This is a genomic window from Reyranella sp. (genome assembly GCF_004296935.1).
Taxonomy (GTDB): domain Bacteria; phylum Pseudomonadota; class Alphaproteobacteria; order Reyranellales; family Reyranellaceae; genus Reyranella.
In genome coordinates this window covers 34,394-53,614 of sequence record NZ_SCVH01000007.1, presented here as the reverse complement: position 1 = coordinate 53,614, position 19,221 = coordinate 34,394, and the positions used below count along the sequence as shown (strand labels likewise).

Below are 19,221 nucleotides of genomic sequence, written 5' to 3'. Positions count from 1 at the left end.
CCACTGCTCGCCGCGACCGAAGCGCCACACCCCCCGGGGTCGCAGGGTAATCGTCGCCGTTACCGGCTGCCGCATCCCGCCCTCTGCCGGCAGGGCAGCCGGCGCAAAGTCTACAAAGCCGTCTGTCCTCGACGCTTCGTGGAGGCCACGTGCACGTGCGTCGGCGTGGCGCCGGCGATCTTCGGCGCGGCGCATGTCAAAGGCGGCGTATTGAGCCGCGCCGACGACCTGCAATCTGCCAAGGCCGCGGCGCGTGGCACCGCCCAGCCTGAAATAGGGTGCCTCGAACAGCGCCAGCACCCGGGCAAGTTCGGCGCGCGCCTGCTTCGCTGCATCGGCGGCCGCCAGCGCTTCGACATCTTCCCGCGCGTTGACCCCGCTCCACAGGGCCAGTTCGAGCGAGAAGCGATAGCCTGGTGGCAGGGAACTGCGCTCGAACTTGAGATGCTCGATCGCCGTGCCGCGGGCATCGAGGGCCACATGATCGCGCTTGAGAGGCGCGGCCAGGATCGCAGCCGACAGGATCGGATCGGCAAGGCGCTCCGCCCCCGCCTTGCCGAGCAGCAGCCCTTCGACCGCATGGCCGTTCGAATCCTGCAGGCAACCGAACGAGACCTCCAGCGCCGACGCCCGGCCCTCCGTGCTCCCGCCATGTTCAACACCGAACAGCACCTGTGTGGCGTCCTCACCGAAATAGTCCTCGTGAAGGCGCCGCAGGACGCCAGCGACACTGGTGGCGGGGATCGCCGGCAGGCCGTTGGCGTCGCGAATCAGCGAGGTGTCGAGCAGCGGATCGGGGCGGCCGCCGGCGATCGACAGCGGCGTCACCGCTTCCAGGGTCAGCCGCAACACGTGACGATGGGTCGGGAACAGGCGCCGCGGGCCGGCGGACGGTTGAGCGAGCGCGGTCATGCTGCGCGCTCCCGTGCTGCCGCGCGTTGACCGGCATCACCGGCAAGCCGCTGCAGCGCCGTCCTGAGGGCAACAAAATCCCCGATGGCGGTGATGCGGCTGCGCAGCCATTGGCGCACCGACTGGAACTGGTCGGGCCCAATGACTCCCGAGGCCCAGGCCGGATCGCCCTCGCGGCAGATCGCATTGGCGCCATCGAACAGCGTGGCGCCGAGCGATCGCATGTCGCGGGCCTGTTCGGCCGCACCCCGCACGCGCCCCCATTGCGCACGCGACGGCAAGCTGCCTCCCTGGCGCAGCACCGCATTCTCGAAGGTTTCCAGCTCGCGAATCCACGTTGTGGCGAGCGCGCCGGCGCCGGCCTCGGCAGCGCGGTCCGCGGCCCGGGCCGAGATCCAGGCGATGAGATCGCGGTCGTAGTCAGGGGCCGGGTTGGACACCGCAATCGACGGCACACGGGGCCGCGTGGCAGCGGCCTCTGCGAATACGGGTCTTGCCGCATCGAGCAAGGGCGGATTGGCCGCGACCATGCCGAGGCCCTGCTCGATATGCAGACCCAGCCGGCGCTTTGCCACCTCCGCCGGATCGAGGGCCGTCTTGAGGTCAAACGCCAGGATGCTGCCGGCACGGATCACCGGCCGATCGGAATCGCGGCAGCGCAGCTTGCCGTTCCACGGTGCATAAACGCGGCTCTGGATGAACGATTTCTGCTTCACCAGGCAGCCCTCACCAAGACCGAGATCGGCGGGACCAGGTTCTAGGGTCGGGGCACCGGTCTGCCGGTCGACGGCCGCCAGATCGGAGAGCAGCCAGAGCACGAGCTGATACGACGGGACAGGAGACGATGCGGGCAGCCAGCCGCCTGGGACCTCTTCTATCCCGCAGGCGAACCGGCCGCCATATTCGGCACGTCGCGAACGGCCGAGTGTCAGGCGCGCGCCCTTGAGCACCTGCACGACCGGATCGAACGGCGCATCGGCATCGCCTTCGAGCAGGGCAGCGAAGACCGTCCCACCGCGCAGATGTTCGTAGCCGAAGAGTTGTGCTGCCGCCGCGCGTCTCGTCCCGGCCTCGATTGCCGTCTTCAGCCGCCGTCCGGCCAGAGGCCGCGCGACGGCACCGCTGGCAGCAATGAAGAAGGAGCCATCCCTGAAGGCCTCGAACTGGCGGCCGGCGCGTTCGGCGACACCCGCATGGCGCTCGTTGATCGTCTCGGGATTGAGGCGATGCATTCCGTCTGCTTCCGCGACGACCGGCTCGTCTGCCTTGGGATGCCGCAGGCAGTTCGGTATGGGCCACGAAGCCTCACCGGTCACGGTCAACGGATAGGCGTTGCCAAAACGCATCGCGCCGGAATGAAAGGCGTCCCACGCCCGAGCGCCGAGGTCCGCATAGAGGCGCGAGGCCACCCATCCCAACAACGCCGCGCCGGGCACGTGGCGCAGCGAAACATGACCACCTTCGGTCGTGGCCGAGGCACTGAAGACGGCATCCTCGCCATTGAGCAGGACGAGCTTGCGGTTCATGCCGCCCTCCCGGCCGCGATCCGCACGCGACCATAGCCGCGGCTGCGCTGCGCCCCGAGGGCGGTCATCGCGGAAAGGCAGGCTCGGACCATCGCCGTCCAGCCGGCTTCCAACCTCAGCCGCTGGATCGCCGCACGTGCATCGGGATCGGCATTGCACCGCTCCCAGGGGGTCCACGAAAGCGTGGTGAACAGACGCAGTGGCACCGATGCCTCGACCAGGCGCAGCATGTCGTTCATCGCCACGCCCGATGGATCGATGCGGACGCCGGGCAGGAAACGCGTCAACGCCGCGCGGCCTGCAGGATCGTCCCGGAGACGCGCGCGCGCGCCGTCCGGCAGACGAGCATCGGGAATATCGATGCAGCCCGGCAGGGTCGCCGCCGCACCGGCACCGGGTGCTGCCGACCGCCCGAACAGGAGATCGATGGTTTCTTCGCTCCAGCCATCGGCACGCCACAGCGCCATCGACCGCGCGGCCTCGCGCAGGTTGCCCTGGAGATGGCGGCCGCGAACCACCGGCGCCCCGTCGCGATCGCGATCCACGGCAAAGTCCGCACCACCGCCACCACGGCCCGTGCCGCTCAGCCAGTAGCCGCGAAAATCGAGCTCGAGCGCAAGCGTCGCCGTCATGCCGCCTCCGCTGCGCGCCATTCAAGCGCATCGAACAGAGGCGACTCGGCATCATCCTCGCGCAGGGGAAAACCAGCGCCGGCGCAGCCGAGCTTCACAAGCGCCCCGGCATAGGTCTCCGCGCGGCCACCCTCCGTACGGGACAACACATCGCGCCACCGGCCATAGGCCGCCGCAGCATCGTTGGCATCGGAAAGGGCGATGTCGCGCAGGCGCCGCAGTCCGCCCAGCCCCATGCGCGTCTCATCCATCCAGTGCCGCAGTTCGCGCAGCGCCGCGAAGGACGGCCGGGTACTGGCAACCCCACCGACGGCATAGGGTTGCGCCGTCAGCCTATGCAGGATCTTGTTCCCCTCGCGCAGGGTCAGGGCCTCGACGGCATCGGACACGCGCTCATCGGGCAGCGCCGAGGTAACCCGCTGGAAGGCGATGGCCGATGGCACGGGAGCGCCCGCGACGAGGCCCTTCTTTACCCGCTCCTTGGAATAGCGGCAGAGATTTTCTGCGACTTCGTGTGCCATCGAGAAGGGCTGCGAGGCGCCGACGAAGGCCACGCCGGCGCAGGCCGTGAGCCGGGTCGTGCCCAGGATCGATCCATGGCTCTTCACGAAGGCTGCCAGGGCGGCCTCGGATTCGGACTCGAGCGTAGTCAGGAAGGCCTCGGCAAAGTCGAGCGCCCGGTCGGCCCGCACGATGGAGGTGAGGTCGTCGCCTCCCAGCAGGATGGGCCGGCCGGGCACCCGGCGGAACGCATCGCCGTCATCAGGCCGGAGGGTGCCGGCGACCGCAGCCTGGGCAGCGGCGCGGATCACCGTCTCGACGGTGCGCGAGAATTCGAACTGCAGGGCGATGGCCCGGTCAGCCGGAACCGATTCGAGCCCCTTCTGCAAAGCCTGCAGCATCTGGCCCAATCCGGAAACGTCGGCATGCATGACGGCGACGGCACGCGCGGCCCCGCGAAAAGGGAAGTGCCGCTTCTCCCGGTCGGTCTCGGGATCGAGTTCGACGGGCCAGGCCCATTGTTCCTCGAGCGCCACCTTGCCGCCAAATCGGGCGAGCAGGCCGGAAGTGGCGCCCGCCTGCGGCTCGCGGACACGCTTGCGCGCCCCGACCACATCGAGCGGTTCGGACTCCTCACCACGTCGAAGGATCTCGACCGTCGCAAGGCCACTGCGCGGCACGCGCTCCGCCAGAGGACCGGCCACGGGCAGCAGGCCGGCAATCGAATTTTCGCGCATGCCCGCGGAGGTGTCGTAAGCGGCGCCGCCTGCCTCCCTGTCGGTTGCGGCGGCACCGAAGCGTTCCTCGAACTCGAGGCCGGGCGCGTGCATCTGCACTGCCACCCGCCACAAGGCCCGGAAACGATCGAACGCCTCACTCTCAGACTTATCGAAGTGGCAGAGGAATGCCGCGGAGGCACGGCGCGAAAACGACGGATTGAACGCCGCAATCTCCAGGACCGACGCAAGCAGGTCGCGCCGGTCGGAGCGCGCCAGTTCGTCGGCCAGCTCGCTGGCGCCGACCATGTCGACCAACCGCCCGCCCGCGGTGACGAACCGCTGGATGCCCTTGGCCTCAAACAGGTAGGCGCGGCGTGCCATGTTTTTTTGCTGTCTCCCCCTCGAGAACTTTGGCGCATCCCGGGAACGGTTGCAATCTTGATCAAACGATCACCCGAAGGTGCAACGTTGCCTTTGGCGCGGAAGCGGGCGAAGTTCAACACACTGGACCTCGATGCGAAGCCCCTCCGTCAAACCCCGTCCGCAGCTCGCCGAGCTCCGGGCCTCCCTGCCGGTCTTCTGGCGATGGTGCCTAGATCCGGACGCGGCGCGTCCCTCGCTTCTCGAGGCGGCCGTGTTCGCCGAAAGCGCGCGGGACGGGTTAATGGATGTCGGACGCCACCTTTTCGGCACCCACCTCCTGCCGGATTGCCTGCACGGAAGCCCGGCCGGCGGCGCCGACCATCCGCATGCCTTCTATCTTCCGGAGGATGCCGACGGTGACGGACACATGGACCATTTTCTAGTCTACGCCGGCGGCGGCCTCGACGCACATGCCCTTACCCTGTGCGCCGGCCTTTCGGCCGTGTCGCTCGGGCGCCGCCGCCTGAAACTGTCGACGATGCGCATTGGCGGCCTCGTCGATCGCGTCGGCGGCCCGTTCGGCCCGGCTCGGGAATGGGTCTCGCGCACACCTTACGTGACACCCAACCGAGCGCTCAGGCGCGGCCGTGTGCGGCCGGGATATGATGTCGAGACGCAGATCGTCGACGAGCTGAAGCGCCGCGGCCTGCCGCAGCCGCAGGCAATCGAGATCTTCCCTTCGATCCGGATCAGCGAAGAGGATACTCCGCCCGAGGCCTTCGTGCCGCCGCAACGCGGCAGCCGTGCCCTTCTTGCCGATCGCATCGGCTGCTTCGTGCGCCTTGCCTTCAGGCACCCGCAGTCCGGGCCGCTGGCGCTAGGTCATGCCTGCCATTTCGGCTTGGGTCATTTCGGGCCGGCAGGCACAAGGCGCGGGATGCCTGCTTGAACCGGCAACGATGATCCAAGCAGTCGCTTCGATGAGGCCGCGCCTTTGAGAGGCGTGGAAGCCGAGATGATGCGGCTTCTCTACCAGCTCGAAGAGAGTCTCAGTGAGGTCACGCCTTTGAGAGGCGTGGAAGACTTCGGCGTGTGGGGCGAGGGCAAGTGGGACTACGTCTCAGTGAGGCCACGCCTTTGAGAGGCGTGGAAGACGTTCCAGCAAATCCAGAAGTACGAACGCGGCTCGTCTCAGTGAGGCCACGCCTTTGAAAGGCGTGGAAGCGCGTACAACATCAACCTCAAACTCCTGAAAGGGAGGTCTCAGTGAGGCCACGCCTTTGAGAGGCGTGGAAGCGTGCGAGAAGAGCACGACTGCCGAGGAGACCACGTCTCAGTGAGGCCACGCCTTTGAGAGGCGTGGAAGGGCAGAAACAGAAGATGCTCGACTTCGCGGCTGAGTCTCAGTGAGGCCACGCCTTTGAGAGGCGTGGAAGGCGTCCAATCGATCACGCTGCGCATTTGCGCCGTGTCTCAGTGAGGCCACGCCTTTGAGAGGCGTGGAAGCTTTCTCGACATGGCACTGATGGCACTCGACACGTCTCAGTGAGGCCACGCCTTTGAGAGGCGTGGAAGTCGGTCTCCTGTGCCGGCGTGAGTTCCCGATCCGGTCTCAGTGAGGCCACGCCTTTGAGAGGCGTGGAAGACCGCGAGACGCTCAAGCTCGAGATTGGCGACCAAGTCTCAGTGAGGCCACGCCTTTGAGAGGCGTGGAAGAGACCCCCATTCAAGTATCTGAATTTGACTGCTTTTTCGAGCCTTTTGCGCGGGGTTGGGGAATTTGCCTCTCCCGGCCCTTGGATCGCTCCCTCTTCTGGAGCTCGTCAAGGAGGTTTTCCTTTGGTTATCAATAGCATCGCGGGCCTGTGCCGATTTTCCGGGCAACGAACAACAACACAACTGCCGCGGTCGCGGCGGGTCATCGGGCCGTGGCAGGCCACGGCGCCTTGAGGCGCAACGCCAGATACCGAATGCAACGTTGTCGGACGTGCAACGCCAACGGGCCCCGCCGAAAAGTCGGCCGAGGACACCGACACCTTCACTTCGTCCTGCCCGGAGGACCGCAATGACCGTCACCCCCCGCTTCCAGGCCGCGCGCCGCCAGCAGCCCGCCCGCGCCGCCCTGCTGCCGCCGCAACTGGTTCGTCGCCGCCTCTGCTATTGGCCGGAGCGCCATCCACTGCCGGTGCCGATGGAACTCCTGCGCGCCGAGCTTAACCGAAAGGGACAGCCGACGGCGATCTTCCGTTGCCCGCTCTGCCGAAGGGAGGAAGGTCTCTGCATCGACTTCCGCACCGGCCGGATACGGACCCTGTTCCAGCGCGGCTAATCACGGCTGCACCTGGTTCCCCTTTCCCGCTCTCCCCGTCGAGGTGTGCCATGTTCGATCTGCTCGTCCGCTTCCTGCGCCACCTGTTCGGCTCCGGCTTGCCCACGCCGTCGCGGGTCCCGGTACGGCGCCGTGCGCCATCGAGGCCGGCGGTGGCCCCGGCGGGCGACAAGGCGGGCGCCGCTGTGCATGCGGCTATGCGCCAGCAGGACGTCGTGGCGATCATCGGCACGGCGGCCAGCGCGCACTATCTCGCCGCGCCATCGCCGCTGGGGTCGGCGCAGCTCGACGCACGGGTTCGCGGCATCCCGGCGCGCCTCGTGCGACGCGGTCATCCTGGCCATGCCACCAACTATGCCGCGGGGCTGGAGCAGGTGCGGACCTGGATGGCGGCAAAGCGCGACCATCGCGTGCGCAGGGCGGTGCTGGTGAGCGATGGCGAAGACAATACGCACCGCGACCACGTCCTGCCGCTCGTCGGCGAATTGCGCCGGCTTCGCGTCCGCCTGGACTGCATCGCCTTTGCCACGAGCGACGCCGGTGCGCACGAGCGCCTCGGCAAGATCGCGCGGGCCGGCGGGGGCACTCTGCTGCAGGCGCGGGGGCTGGCCGACCTGCGGTCCGTCCTGATGAAATCCGGGCAGCGCGTGCCACCGCGGCAGCCTGGCCACAGGCTGGCCGACATTGCCCTCGTGATCGATACGTCTGCCTCGATGCTTGCAACAATGCCAGCCGAGGCCGGCAAACGACGGATCGATGTCGCGACCCAGGCCACCCTCGACTGGCTCGCGGCGCAGCGCCTGACTTACCTCTAGCGGGAGTCGGCGGTTGACTGCGTCGGATCTCGCACGCCAATGCACAAGGGCACGCCGTCGAGCTGGAAGCCGTGAAAGACGACACCTATCGAGGCATCGCGCGCGACAACCATCTGGGCGTTGTCGGCGAGCGGCAGCGTGGCCGAAATCTCTCCCTCCGAGAGCATCCGACGGGCGAGCGCGGTGACTGCCTGAAGGATTTCGGGATCGACTTCAAACACGACGATGCCTCACTGCCATCGAACAGGGAACCGGGCACGACGCTCTACGTTCCCCCACGCCCGGCCGACCGTCAAAACAGGGACAAGGGCACGGCGCCCCCAACAGGCATCTGCGAAAGATCGTCTTTGCATCCCGACAGCTCTCGTGAGCGTTCAGACAATGACGACGCGCGGCCCGGAATCGACCTGCGGCCCCATCGCCACGTCGAGAGCATTCGTTCCCCCAACAGCCGGGCCGAGATCCGCAACCGCCAGCCGGTCTGTCGTCGGATCGAGCCGCCGCGTCAGCTCGGCCGACAGCACCCGGCAGTGCGCTGGCATGAGGCGGCACAGGAATACCGACTTCTGGATGGGAGTCCCGACACGGCCGAGACGCTTGAAGACGGCACGCCAGCGCCGCCGATTCGAGACATCATAGGTGAAGATGTACCAATGAGGTATCATTGAGGGGCTCGTTCAACGCTGCTCAAGGAATGCGACCGGCGTGCCGTTGCGCAGACCACGCGCAAGCCGTGCCGCGTCGAGATGGATGGCGCGGCGCCAGTCGACCGCACTTGCGGTTTCGGGGTGGCGGACGGGCTCGCCCAGCCTGCGCTCCAGTACGGCAAGCGCCCGCCGTCGGCCGAGCGGTCCAAGACGTATGCCGCCATCGGCGCTCTCGAAATGCTCGCCCGTGATTTCTCCGCTGTTCAGCGCAAACAAGGCGGCGGAATCCGCGACGGCAAGCCGGAACGGCTCCAGCAGGTCAAGGGCAAGCGCAGGCCTCCCGGGCCGTTCGACATGAAGGAAGCCCACGGCCGGATCGAGGCCGGCGGCGAGAACCGCGGCCGTGCACTCGCCGGCCAGTACGGCATAGAGATAGGAAAGCAGGGCATTGGGTGGATCGCGCGGTGGCCGCCGCGACCGCCCGCCGAAGACAAGAGAGGGGTCTGGTGCCTTGAGCAGGACCGGCCATGCCGCGAAGTGGAGGGCTGCGATACTGCCTTCCAGACCACGCAACACCGCGAGCGACGGTGCCGCAGCGATGGCTGGAACAATCGTCCCCAGCCGCATGAAGGTTCGGCGCGCCTGCGATTCAGGGCGGCGACGCAGCAGGGCTCGTGTATTCGCAAGCTTGGCGGCAACGATGCCGCGACCGATTTCGAGGCAGCGCACGGGGTCGGCGGCCGCCGCGTAGTGCGCCCGTCTGGTTCTCGATACGCGGCCGGAAAGATCAGCCGTCAGCCCGGCCAGCCAGCCGCTTTCACCTCGCCAAAGCACCGGGATGCCGTGCGTCAGCAGCTCGCGTATCGCCGGGCCGGTCGCCGACGCTGTACCGTGCAGGGCAACCTGGGAAATTTCGTGTAGACGCAGCCTTTCAACTTCCCGTCCTTCGCGCTCCACGATGATCGCTCCGTCCTGCAACCTCACGAAGCTGTGCCGGCCGGTCACATGCAACGGGAGACCGGCTGGCATCGGGGCGTCTTCCGGCTGCGGCGGCTGGGTTGGTTGGTGGTTGGCCTGGATTCCCGGCACCGGGCGACCCAGCCAGTCGCGAAGCGTGCGTGCGATGGCGTACATGGGACCGTAGATAACGGCCACGGGTGGGCAACGCAGGTCCGGCAACGTTGCAGGGCGTGCGGGCCTCTCTGCAATTTCCTAGGACTGCGCGACCGAGGAACCCCGTGATGACCTATGCCTTTGCCCTCCTTCGCCCTCAGCGCGCCCGGGGTGCCGCGGCGTTCAACGCCGGCCTGCTGGGGAGCGGCACGCTCGGTGTTGAGGTCACCGAACCTGCGTTGGCTGCCCGGTGCGGTCTCGGCAACATCGATCCACAGCATGGACCGCAGGCCTGTCCGGAGGCGCCCGCATCGATTGTCGCGGCACTCGACTGGCCGCTTCCCCCACATGGCGCGCGGCTGGTGACCCTGCGGCCGGACATCGATGCCTTGGGCGCCATGGCCGTCCTCGCGCGACGTCGCATGGGTGGGATTATGGACGAGACGACGCTTCGACGGGTCGCCGCGATCGATGCCGCCGACCGCTTCCAGCGTGGACCATGGCCTGGCCGGCGCCCGCTGCCGCGATCGGCCGACGCCGCGACCGGGGTGCTTGATGGCGACCCGGCGATGGCGGCACTGGCGGCCGAGTGTGCGCGCCCCGACTTTTCACTGGCGGCCCGGATCGACGCTGTGGCGGCGTGGCTCGCCGCCGGCGACGTACCACCGGTCGGCGCGGCACTCGCCGCCCGCCGGGCCTGCGATCTCATTGCAGCATTGCGTAGAAGCCGTGGTGTCGAGCCCTGGCTCGCGCCGGGCCTGGTCGCCACCGGCCGGATCGCAACCATCGAAGGCACCGGGCCTGCCGCTCTGGCGGTGGGCTACTGCCTCGCGCCGGTCGTCGTGGCCCGCAACCCCGCCTTTCTCGGGCCGGAGGGTGAGCCGCCCCATGTCAAATACACGATCGCGCAATATCGGGCGGGCCATGCCGACTTCAGTCGCCTGAAGGACCTGCTTGCCCGGCTCGAGGCGGGATGGGGCGGCAGCGCCACCATCGTTGGCTCGCCACAGGGTTGCAGCTCGCATCTGCCGCTCGCCCGGGTGGTCGAGACTGTAGCAACATGCATGACCTGATCACGGCCGGATGTTAGGTTTTCCAGAGCGGGCACGGGGGAGACGATGAAGGCAGTCCTGATCGTGACCGGCGGAGCGACACCCCAGGTCGTCACGGAGACCGTCTGGAAGCTGCACGAGCGCGGTCCCGCCTACATGCCGGCCGAGCTCTTCGTGGTGGTGACCTCGTATGGCGAGGCGTTGTTCACCCGAGCGCTGAAATCGAAGAATGGACAGCTTGCCGGGCTGTGCACCGAGCTCGATGTGCCGATGCCGAAAGTATCGATCGAAGTGCCGCGCATCGGCCGCCGGAAGATCGCCGATGTTCGCACCGCCGAGGATGCCGCCGCCTATGGCACGCATGTGACCCGTCTGGTGCGCGACCAGGCGCGCGATCCCGACACCTTGATCCATGTTTCCGTGGCCGGCGGCCGCAAGACCATGAGCTACTATGCCGGCGCCGCGCTTGGCCTGTTCGGCCGCCCGCACGACGAGCTCTCGCACGTGCTGGTCGAACCGGCATGGTTCGAGGATTGCCCGGACTACTGGTGGCCCTACCGCACGCCCCGGCAGGTCGAGGTACGACTTCGCACCGCCGACGGCGTCCGCCTCGAGCGTCGGTCGACCAAGGGATCCCGGGTCGACATGGTCATGACGCCGTTCGTGCCGCTCGGCGTATTCCTGGCCGGCCGCGACTTCTTTCGCGCCGATCTTGACTATGCCGAAGTCGTGACCCGCCTCAATGCCACGCTCGCCGCGCGGCGGCTCGTGATCGACCTGCCGACACACAGCGTTGCCCTCGGCGGACAGGTGGCGGTCCTCGATGCCCAGCCATTCGCACTCTATGCCCTGATCGCCACCGCGACGCGGGACCGCTGGATCGTCGGCGACGTCTATCTGAAGGGACGGCAACCGCAGCCGGGGATGATCAGCCTGCAGTCGCTGGTCCGCGGACGGATCGCGGACGCTGCCGAATGCGGAGAACATCGCGGCGCCCTCCTCGACCTCGTGTACGCGCTGCTCTATGCCCGGACCGGCGTGAACGAAGGCAATCGCGAGAATCTGTCACAGGCGCTCGCGGGCATCAGGTCGAACGACCGCAACAGGATCGACCGATTCCTGAAAAGCCGGCGCTCGCAGATGTCGAAGATCACCAAGGCCTTCGCCAGCCAGCTGGGCAACCCCTGGCTCGCCGACCGGTTGGCGATCCGCGCCACCGACGACGGCACCAACAGCTGGTACTGGCTGGCCTTCGAACCGCACGAGATCGAGATCAGGGGGTGAAACTTACATTCGGAAGCCGAGGCGGGACGTACTTCATGTCGCGAATCTCCTGCGTCTGCGGCGCCAGTCGCCACGTGGCGCCCGGCCTGATCTCGTCACCGGTTCTCGGTCTTGGCAAGACGTGGACGCCAACGGCGCGCGGCTAATTCCTAGACAGCGTGCCGACACTGCCGCTACTCAAATGAGATATTGGCAAGCAACTAGGGATATTTTCATGTGTGCAACCTTCGGAGGCCGCAATGGACATCGAGGATAAATTTGAATTCATCCGATCCATTATCGAAAGCAAAATGAATGGGCGGGACAAGGATCAAGTGACCATACACATAAGGCCACAAGTTCATGATGCGATGTCACTACTTGAGCCGGCGTTCCGGGAATGGGCCGAGAATGACAACGCCGATCCAGCCCGAATGATGCTCAGGATAAAGAAGCTAGTCGATATGAACGAGACCCTCCGACTTCTGTTCGTCGACGCAGATGAGAACTTTCTCACGGCCATCACGTATCTTGGCATCTTTAGCTGCCCCGTAATCTACAGCGGCGGGCCGGCGTGATTTGAAACATCGGCGATCTCGCCTGCTCGATCGCTTTCGCGGCTAGCCGGTCTGCACGATAGCACAGGTTGGGGAATCATATCGACAATGCCCACGTCTCACAGGAAGCGTGTCAGCTGGCAATTGCCACCTGCGCATTCGAGGGAGCCGGTCAGGTGTGCGGACTCGCCATTCTTGAGATCTGATGCCGCGCGCTTCGACCATCCCGCGATACGACTGTCGCTCGATGACGTCCTCGCGCCGGACATTCTCGCCGCCGCGGTCCGGCGCGTCAGTCGCAATGGCGGAGGCCCCGGCGGCGACGGCCTCGGGATCTCCACGATTGAAGCAAACCCGCGCGCGCTCCCCGAACTCGCGCGCGCCGTTCGCAGCGGCCGATACCGGCCCGGCCCGCTCCGACGGGTATTGATCAACCGGCCGGGCAAATCCCCGCGCCCATTGGCGATCCCCTGCGTCACCGACCGGGTGCTGCAGACCGCGGTCCTGCTTGCTCTGGCACCCAGTCTCGACCGCTGGATGTCGCGAACGAGCTTCGCTTACCGGCCTGGACGCAGCACAGGCGATGCGTTGCGCCGTCTGGCAGCGGAACTGGCTGCAGGCCGCAACTGGATCGCGGACGCCGACATCCGGAGTTTCTTCGAGACCATTCCACACGCGCTCCTTCACGAGGATCTGGCGGCGTGGATCGGGCGCGGGCCCGTGCTTGAGCTGATCGTAGGATGGATCGCCAGCGGCGGCAGTCGTGGCCGCGGCATCGCGCAGGGTGCTCCCCTGTCGCCTTTGCTTGCCAACGTTTATCTGCAGCCGCTTGACGTGGCTCTTGCCGTCGCCGGATTGCGCGCGATTCGCTATGCTGACGATTTCGTGGTGGCCTGCCGCGGTCGCAAAGAAGCCGAGTCAGCACTCGATCTGGCGGCAAGAGCGCTCGCCTTGCGCGGCCTGGAATTGGCCAGGGACAAATCGGCCGTGCGTGGCCCCGGCACCCACTTCGTCTTCCTAGGTGCGGGAATCACCGTTCCGTCAGGGTAGCGCCAGCAGCGGCTCGCGCTGACGTTCCCTGGCAAGGCAAAGACGACGCAACCAGGAAAAGTGTCCCTATGAGGCCACGCCTTTGAGAGGCGTGGGATGCGTGCACTTTAAGCCTGGATACTCCAACACGGCTTGTCTCAGTGAGGCCACGCCTTTGAGAGGCGTGGGATGCGCGATGGTCGGCGGTGTGCCGCTCTTGATTGCCGTCTCAGTGAGGCCACGCCTTTGAGAGGCGTGGGATAGGAACTGCTCTCGACCTTCCAGACGGCCTTCAACGTCTCAGTGAGGCCACGCCTTTGAGAGGCGTGGGATGCTTTCGCTGTCATGCCCAATCCGAAACTCCACTTGTCTCAGTGAGGCCACGCCTTTGAGAGGCGTGGGATGTCTTCAACCCGAAGACCGCGACGCTGACGATCGAGGTCTCTGTGAGGCCACGCCTTTGAGAGGCGTGGGATACGTCGGCAAGACGCCTTCGGGCAAGACCGAGGTGTCTCAGTGAGGCCACGCCTTTGAGAGGCGTGGGATCGGCGACAAACCATCCCAGCGTGAAATCGAGTACTGGTCTCAGTGAGGCCACGCCTTTGAGAGGCGTGGGATGGCAAAAAAAGCGGCGTAGCTGTCACTTCAGTGTGACGTCTCAGTGAGGCCACGCCTTTGAGAGGCGTGGGATCAAGCTGCACTTCTCCGTCGACGCGAATCCCGATGTCTCAGTGAGGCCACGCCTTTGAGAGGCGTGGGATCTCGAACTACTCGAGGGCACGGCGCATGACGTTTGGTGTCTCAGTGAGGCCACGCCTTTGAGAGGCGTGGGATGCTGGCAAACCTGGCGCAGACCATCTCGCCTCAGGAGTCTCAGTGAGGCCACGCCTTTGAGAGGCGTGGGATTTGGGACTCGGGGACAACGCTGCCGAGCCGGCGAAGTCTCAGTGAGGCCACGCCTTTGAGAGGCGTGGGATAAGCCAGAACAAGATGGCTACAAGGACAACGGCGAGTCTCAGTGAGGCCACGCCTTTGAGAGGCGTGGGATGCAGCATGGATGGCCACGTCCACCACCTCGACGTGTCTCAGTGAGGCCACGCCTTTGAGAGGCGTGGGATGCCTTCAGACCACGACCGCGCTTGGCACCGTGAGGTCTCAGTGAGGCCACGCCTTTGAGAGGCGTGGGATATGCGTAGATCCGTCGACTCGCGCCGATGCCATCGTCTCAGTGAGGCCACGCCTTTGAGAGGCGTGGGATATAACAATCGGAGGAGAACATGATCACGGACCGCCGGTCTCAGTGAGGCCACGCCTTTGAGAGGCGTGGGATGGCGTGACGCTTGCGCCGGTGCTCTATGCCTACAGTCTCAGTGAGGCCACGCCTTTGAGAGGCGTGGGATCCGACCGATACGGTCACCGACAAAAACGCTGGTGTCTCAGTGAGGCCACGCCTTTGAGAGGCGTGGGATAGACCCCTAGGTAAACCTTTGTAATCGCTTGCAATTTTGGGCCATTTGCGCGGGCCTCAGGGAATGGCCCCGAGAACCCTGCCATTTGGCTCCTTCCACCCCGGGACGATGAACAGATTCTCTTTTGTCGTCAAACACATCGCGGGCCTCTGCCGATTTTCCGGGCAACGAACAACGACAAAACTGCCGACGACGCGGCGGGTCATCATCGGGCCGCGGCAGCCGATGGCGCCTTCAGGCGGAACACCACATGCCGGATGCAACGTTGTCGGACGTGCAACGACCACGGGCCTGGCCGAAAAGTCGGCCGAGGACACCGACACCTTCACTTCGTCCTGCCCGGAGGATCGCCATGAACGTCACCCACCGTTTCCAGACCGCGCACCGCAACCAGCCTGCCCGCGCCGGCCTCGACCGAAAGAGCCATGCAATCTTGCCATTCGGCCAGGGTCCCGGCGATCCGACGACATTCCCGCCCCTCGCGACGAGCCGGATTCCGGCCGGGAGAGACGCAAACCTGATCGGTGGCGATGGTAGTGGCTGGTGCAGCCCGACGACAAGGGCGAAGCCATGTACTTCGCGCCAGCGGGGAACGTCCATTTGGGCGGCCCTGGTCGCGGCAATCATCCTGTCGACGACGGCGTCGCCCGCCAGTGCGTGCCGCCTCTTCGGCCCTCCCGGTCCCGACGCATGCGATGCCATGACCCGCGCACGCCATGCATGGCACCACCAGGCCGAGGCACGGCGCTTCGCGCACGAACGCGCGACCCTGTGGGAACGCCGGGTCCCTGCCCATGGGCAGTGGATCATTGTGCGTACCGAGCAGCGCCACGTGGTAGTGCGCGAGCCTATTCCGGTACAAACCCGCATCGTTCAATACCCGCCTGTTCACGCGCCGGAAGTCGACAGACGGCGTGGTCCGGTCCAGGCCGCGAACGGTCCGCCCGGAGGCGTGCCGCCCGAGTGTCGGGCCTTTCCGACCATGTGTGCGGCCTACCGATGATCACGCGGCGGGCTCTGATCCTTGGGCTGCTGACATGCGGATGTGCGCGCGTGCATGCCCGGCCTCAGGGGGGCTGCCTGCAACCGGGCGTGACGGCACAGGCCTTCCTGTCGAGCGTCGACAGGGTCTATTCGCTCTCGGGCGAGGCCGAAATCATTCCTACGTCGGGCAATCAACTGCTGGATCGTGCACTCACCCGTGCGTTGGCCACCTTGAGCAGGGATTTCGAGGTCATTCCTGCCTTCGCCTACTACGACGATCGCAATGACGGCGCCGGCGGCAACGCGCGCGCCATTCCGGCGGTCCATTCGGGGCTACACCGCGCCGATGGAACGGTTCTGGATGGAACCGTCCTGTTCGGAAAGAATCTGCTGAGGCATTGCCTCGCACGTCCCCAGTATCCCGATGCGGCGATCGTCGCCATCGCGGCGCACGAGTTCGGCCATATCCTCCAGTTCAAGCGTGGCATTGCCCTGCGAATGGGCGGGAACACGACGATGATCGAACTGCATGCTGATTTCCTCTCGGGATATTTCGCCGGCCTGCGCAAGCTGCGAACTCCGGACTATCCCGCCGCCGTCTTCGGGGCCGTCGCCGCCTCGCTCGGCGGCGGAGACCATGGCACGCCCCATCAACGCGGGTCCGCGGTGGAAGCAGGATTTCTGGCCGCCGCAAGGGACAAGCTCGCCCTCAGCCAAGCCGTCGAACAGGGGATCCGCCATGTCCGTCGGGGCTAGATGCTCTGACTTCAATTGGTAACGCGGGGTCCTTCCGTCAGGACAGGGCGACCTGGCTCGCGAGAAGCAAAGGCAAACTTGCGACCCGCACTCCCGGGGATCGGCAAGTCGTAAACGGTCGCACGACAAGTGGCGCGGCGACGCTGCGTTTCACACCTGCCGGAGAGTGACCATGCCCGAGCTTCGCCTCGTTTCCACTTCCGTCGCCGAGCATCCTGTCCGCGCTCTGGAGACCGGACTGGCGCTCTGCGCCTTCAGGCTCGAAGCCGTGCAACCCCTGCCGGCTTTCCCGCCTGCGCAGGTGCTGTCGGTGCAGCGTCTCGCGGAGTCGCTCCGGGCAGGCGAGCGTGCCTGCCTCGCGCTCTCCGCTCGACGGGGCGCGAACGGACTGCCCGACGTCATGCTGCGAATTTCGGGACATGCCTCTGTGACCAAGAGCGTTCCTTTCGCCCCCGACTTAGAGGATCGCATGGCCGTCGCCCTTGCTGCAGAGCTTTCGGGGCATCGCTTCGCACGCGTCGTGCCGGAGCCCACCGAGGCCGGTGACTTTCCCTGCCTTCAACAGGTCCGGCCGGTGCCTATGATCGTCGTGACGCGGGCTGCGGGCCATCGGCAGACCAGGCCAGCTGCCCTCCATATGGTCGCGTCGGCGGACAACGCGGATGGCGTTGCGCTCGGTCAGCCGCGGATCGCGGATCCCGTGCCGCTGGGCCGCGTCCTCGAATTGCTGGTGGAGGCAGCGCCCTTTTCAATCAGCATCGACATCGAGGCTGTTGCGCTGTCTGCGTCCGACTTCCGCCAGATCGACCGGCTCGTGGCCGCCGGTTTCGAGTGGCGGCTGCCATCAGGCGCGCCGGCGATCGGCGATCCCACCGCTTCGCGGCGGCGCATTCAGTCGCTGCTCGAAGCCTGGTGCCAGACCGGCGCGGGCTGGCGGATGCGATGCGCCATCCGGTCGGAGAAGCCCGTCTCCGCAGCTCTCGCCAGACTGCTCGGAGAAGCCGTGTTCGCGCGGCCGGCGACGGCAGATGCTGCAAGCCAAGACGAGGGCGGCGCCGTGTGCGTGGACCTCGCCGATGCATACCCGCACGGCTCGACCCTTCCGCTTGCCCTTCCGTCAGGATCGTTGCTGAGGCGTTGGGGCGTTCCGGCCTTCTCGCCCCTGGCGTGCCGCCTGCCCGCGGCGGGAACGCTGCTCGGACACCTGAAGGATGCACGCGGGACGGACGTGCGCCTGCCGGATGCCATGCGCAGCCGACACGTCCACGTCATCGGCGCCACCGGGGCCGGCAAGTCCACGCTCCTGTTCAACATGATCGTCCGGGACATGCGCAGCGGTTGCGGCGTGACCGTGATCGATCCGCATGGAGACCTTTACGCCGCCGTGCTCGGAGCGGTGCCGCGGGTGCGCGAACGGGATGTCATCACGATCGATCTTGCCGACCGCACCCATGCCATCGGCCTAAATTTCCTCGACGTTGGCGAGCGCGACCGCTCCGTGCAGGGCGGACTTGCGATCAACGAACTGCTGGCCATCACCGAACGCCTCTACGACATGAAGGCGGTCGGCGGACCCATCTTCGAGCTCTATTGCCGGTCGGCGCTGCAACTGCTCCTCGAAAGCGGTGAGCCGGGCGTCACCCTGATCGATCTGCCGCGGGTATTCCAGAGCATGAACTTTCGCCGGCGCCTGGTGGAGAAGTGCCCCAATCCCATCCTGACGGGCTTCTGGCGGGAGGCCGAACGCACCACCGGCGACCAGGCGCTGGTCAACTACGGGCCCTATATCGCCAGCAAATTCAACCGCTTCGTTAATCATCCGCTGCTGCGCCACGTCGTCGGACAAGCCCGAAGCACCGTCGATTTCCGCCAGGCTATGGATCGCGGGCGCATCGTGCTCGTCAATCTCGCCAAAGGCCTGGTCGGCGAAATCGATTGCCGGATGGCCGGCATGCTTGTGTTGGGCCGCCTGTTCATCGCCGCGGCCGGCCGCGCCGACGTGTCGCCGGCCTCGCGGCGGCCCATGAATCTCTATGTCGACGAGTTTCAGTCGATGGCGACAACGACGATGGCGACCATGCTGTCCGAGGGACGCAAGTTCGGCCTTGCACTCACCCTCGCTCATCAGACGCTCGGCCAGTTGAGGATCGGCGAGGACAACATCCTGCATGCCGTGCTGGGCAATGCCGCGACCCTGATCGCTCTGCGCGTCGGTCCGCAGGATGCAAATGCGCTGGCACCGCTGCTAGGTGCAGGCGTTGCCGCGGCTGACCTCGCGATGCAGCCCGACTTCGTGGGCATCGTTCGCCTTCCGGCGCAGGACCCACCTCTTCCGCCACTCAGTTTGCGCACGGCGCCACCAGTAGTCGAATCGAGCGAGCGACGCGCGCGTCGTATCGCGCTGGGGGCGCGGCGCCGTACGGCGCGGCTGCGGTCGGAGGTCGAGACCGAGATCCGGCGCCGCTATGCCTCGCCACACGGCGAACCGTCAAACGAGGATTGAACCGCAAGTTTGCCGACGGCCCCACGGGCCCGCCGCGGCCTGTACACCGGC

17 protein-coding genes and 2 CRISPR repeat arrays are annotated in these 19,221 nt (G+C 66.3%); of the genes, 10 read left to right on the top strand and 7 right to left on the bottom strand.

The window, feature by feature from the left end; translation table 11 throughout:
- The 4 genes from EPO55_RS00770 to EPO55_RS00755 form a co-directional block, all read right to left on the bottom strand.
- Positions 1 to 912, bottom strand: a 912-nt coding sequence (locus EPO55_RS00770; protein ID WP_296334468.1) for an RAMP superfamily CRISPR-associated protein, incomplete at its 3' end; no start/stop codon positions are given.
- A complete protein-coding gene (locus EPO55_RS00765) occupies positions 909 to 2,438 on the bottom strand; it encodes a hypothetical protein (protein ID WP_296334467.1) in 1,530 nt (509 codons plus the stop codon). The genes EPO55_RS00765 and EPO55_RS00770, both read right to left, overlap by 4 nt.
- Positions 2,435 to 3,070 (bottom strand): RAMP superfamily CRISPR-associated protein, encoded by a 636-nt coding sequence (locus tag EPO55_RS00760; protein WP_296334466.1) that lies wholly within the window; start codon positions 3,068 to 3,070, stop codon positions 2,435 to 2,437. The genes EPO55_RS00765 and EPO55_RS00760 overlap by 4 nt, the downstream gene beginning before the upstream one ends.
- Positions 3,067 to 4,671: a hypothetical protein gene (locus EPO55_RS00755; protein ID WP_296334465.1), complete on the bottom strand. Its 1,605-nt coding sequence runs from the start codon at positions 4,669 to 4,671 to the stop codon at positions 3,067 to 3,069. The genes EPO55_RS00760 and EPO55_RS00755 overlap by 4 nt, the downstream gene beginning before the upstream one ends.
- Before the next feature lie 283 nt (positions 4,672 to 4,954).
- Between EPO55_RS00755 and csb2 the strand changes: the two genes are divergently transcribed.
- The 3 genes from csb2 to EPO55_RS00740 all read left to right on the top strand — a co-directional run bounded on the left by csb2 (position 4,955) and on the right by EPO55_RS00740 (position 7,797).
- Positions 4,955 to 5,602 (top strand): type I-U CRISPR-associated protein Csb2, encoded by a 648-nt coding sequence (gene csb2 / locus EPO55_RS00750; RefSeq protein ID WP_296334464.1) that lies wholly within the window; start codon positions 4,955 to 4,957, stop codon positions 5,600 to 5,602.
- A 25-nt stretch (positions 5,603 to 5,627) separates the two neighbouring features.
- Positions 5,628 to 6,369: direct repeats of the CRISPR family, unit length 36 nt; unit sequence GTCTCAGTGAGGCCACGCCTTTGAGAGGCGTGGAAG.
- A gap of 349 nt (positions 6,370 to 6,718) precedes the next feature.
- Positions 6,719 to 6,982, top strand: coding sequence for a hypothetical protein (locus tag EPO55_RS00745; RefSeq protein WP_296334463.1), 264 nt, complete (start codon positions 6,719 to 6,721; stop codon positions 6,980 to 6,982).
- Between the two features lie 50 nt (positions 6,983 to 7,032).
- Positions 7,033 to 7,797: a vWA domain-containing protein gene (locus tag EPO55_RS00740; protein ID WP_296334462.1), complete on the top strand. Its 765-nt coding sequence runs from the start codon at positions 7,033 to 7,035 to the stop codon at positions 7,795 to 7,797.
- Here the strand turns inward: EPO55_RS00740 and EPO55_RS00735 are convergent.
- The 3 genes from EPO55_RS00735 to cas1 form a co-directional block, all read right to left on the bottom strand.
- Entirely contained in the window at positions 7,794 to 8,018 is a 225-nt protein-coding gene (locus EPO55_RS00735) for a hypothetical protein (RefSeq protein WP_296334461.1), read from the bottom strand. The two genes, EPO55_RS00740 and EPO55_RS00735, sit on opposite strands and share 4 nt — an antisense overlap.
- A 153-nt stretch (positions 8,019 to 8,171) precedes the next feature.
- On the bottom strand, positions 8,172 to 8,462 hold the full coding sequence (locus EPO55_RS00730) for a CRISPR-associated endonuclease Cas2 (protein WP_296334460.1): 291 nt from the start codon (positions 8,460 to 8,462) through the stop codon (positions 8,172 to 8,174).
- 12 nt (positions 8,463 to 8,474) lie between these two features.
- Positions 8,475 to 9,578 (bottom strand): CRISPR-associated endonuclease Cas1, encoded by a 1,104-nt coding sequence (cas1, locus tag EPO55_RS00725; protein WP_296334459.1) that lies wholly within the window; start codon positions 9,576 to 9,578, stop codon positions 8,475 to 8,477.
- 107 nt (positions 9,579 to 9,685) lie between these two features.
- Here cas1 and EPO55_RS00720 point away from each other — a divergent pair, with 107 nt between their 5' ends.
- The 7 genes from EPO55_RS00720 to EPO55_RS00690 all read left to right on the top strand — a co-directional run bounded on the left by EPO55_RS00720 (position 9,686) and on the right by EPO55_RS00690 (position 19,170).
- Entirely contained in the window at positions 9,686 to 10,630 is a 945-nt protein-coding gene (locus EPO55_RS00720) for a hypothetical protein (RefSeq protein WP_296334458.1), read from the top strand.
- A 45-nt stretch (positions 10,631 to 10,675) separates the two neighbouring features.
- Positions 10,676 to 11,893, top strand: coding sequence for a CRISPR-associated ring nuclease Csm6 (gene csm6 / locus EPO55_RS00715; protein ID WP_296334457.1), 1,218 nt, complete (start codon positions 10,676 to 10,678; stop codon positions 11,891 to 11,893).
- Positions 11,894 to 12,132: 239 nt separating this feature from the next.
- Entirely contained in the window at positions 12,133 to 12,450 is a 318-nt protein-coding gene (locus EPO55_RS00710) for a hypothetical protein (protein ID WP_296334456.1), read from the top strand.
- Between the two features lie 174 nt (positions 12,451 to 12,624).
- Positions 12,625 to 13,479 (top strand): reverse transcriptase domain-containing protein, encoded by an 855-nt coding sequence (locus tag EPO55_RS00705; RefSeq protein WP_296334455.1) that lies wholly within the window; start codon positions 12,625 to 12,627, stop codon positions 13,477 to 13,479.
- Between the two features lie 62 nt (positions 13,480 to 13,541).
- Positions 13,542 to 14,927: a CRISPR direct-repeat array (repeat unit 36 nt; unit sequence GTCTCAGTGAGGCCACGCCTTTGAGAGGCGTGGGAT).
- Between the two features lie 352 nt (positions 14,928 to 15,279).
- Positions 15,280 to 15,930, top strand: coding sequence for a hypothetical protein (locus EPO55_RS00700; RefSeq protein ID WP_296334454.1), 651 nt, complete (start codon positions 15,280 to 15,282; stop codon positions 15,928 to 15,930).
- 89 nt (positions 15,931 to 16,019) lie between these two features.
- Entirely contained in the window at positions 16,020 to 16,667 is a 648-nt protein-coding gene (locus EPO55_RS00695) for a metalloprotease (protein WP_296334453.1), read from the top strand.
- A 172-nt stretch (positions 16,668 to 16,839) separates the two neighbouring features.
- Positions 16,840 to 19,170, top strand: a complete 2,331-nt coding sequence (locus tag EPO55_RS00690; protein WP_296334469.1) for a DUF87 domain-containing protein — start codon at positions 16,840 to 16,842, stop codon at positions 19,168 to 19,170.
- The last annotated feature ends 51 nt before the right edge of the window (positions 19,171 to 19,221 follow it).

Coding starts and splice junctions, on each gene's coding strand:
- EPO55_RS00765 (WP_296334467.1), bottom strand. CDS start 2,438: ATGAACCGCAAGCTCGTCCTGCTCAATGGCGAGGATGCCGTCTTCAGT.
- EPO55_RS00760 (WP_296334466.1), bottom strand. CDS start 3,070: ATGACGGCGACGCTTGCGCTCGAGCTCGATTTTCGCGGCTACTGGCTG.
- EPO55_RS00755 (WP_296334465.1), bottom strand. CDS start 4,671: ATGGCACGCCGCGCCTACCTGTTTGAGGCCAAGGGCATCCAGCGGTTC.
- csb2 (WP_296334464.1), top strand. CDS start 4,955: ATGGATGTCGGACGCCACCTTTTCGGCACCCACCTCCTGCCGGATTGC.
- EPO55_RS00745 (WP_296334463.1), top strand. CDS start 6,719: ATGACCGTCACCCCCCGCTTCCAGGCCGCGCGCCGCCAGCAGCCCGCC.
- EPO55_RS00740 (WP_296334462.1), top strand. CDS start 7,033: ATGTTCGATCTGCTCGTCCGCTTCCTGCGCCACCTGTTCGGCTCCGGC.
- EPO55_RS00730 (WP_296334460.1), bottom strand. CDS start 8,462: ATGATACCTCATTGGTACATCTTCACCTATGATGTCTCGAATCGGCGG.
- cas1 (WP_296334459.1), bottom strand. CDS start 9,578: ATGTACGCCATCGCACGCACGCTTCGCGACTGGCTGGGTCGCCCGGTG.
- EPO55_RS00720 (WP_296334458.1), top strand. CDS start 9,686: ATGACCTATGCCTTTGCCCTCCTTCGCCCTCAGCGCGCCCGGGGTGCC.
- csm6 (WP_296334457.1), top strand. CDS start 10,676: ATGAAGGCAGTCCTGATCGTGACCGGCGGAGCGACACCCCAGGTCGTC.
- EPO55_RS00710 (WP_296334456.1), top strand. CDS start 12,133: ATGGACATCGAGGATAAATTTGAATTCATCCGATCCATTATCGAAAGC.
- EPO55_RS00700 (WP_296334454.1), top strand. CDS start 15,280: ATGAACGTCACCCACCGTTTCCAGACCGCGCACCGCAACCAGCCTGCC.
- EPO55_RS00690 (WP_296334469.1), top strand. CDS start 16,840: ATGCCCGAGCTTCGCCTCGTTTCCACTTCCGTCGCCGAGCATCCTGTC.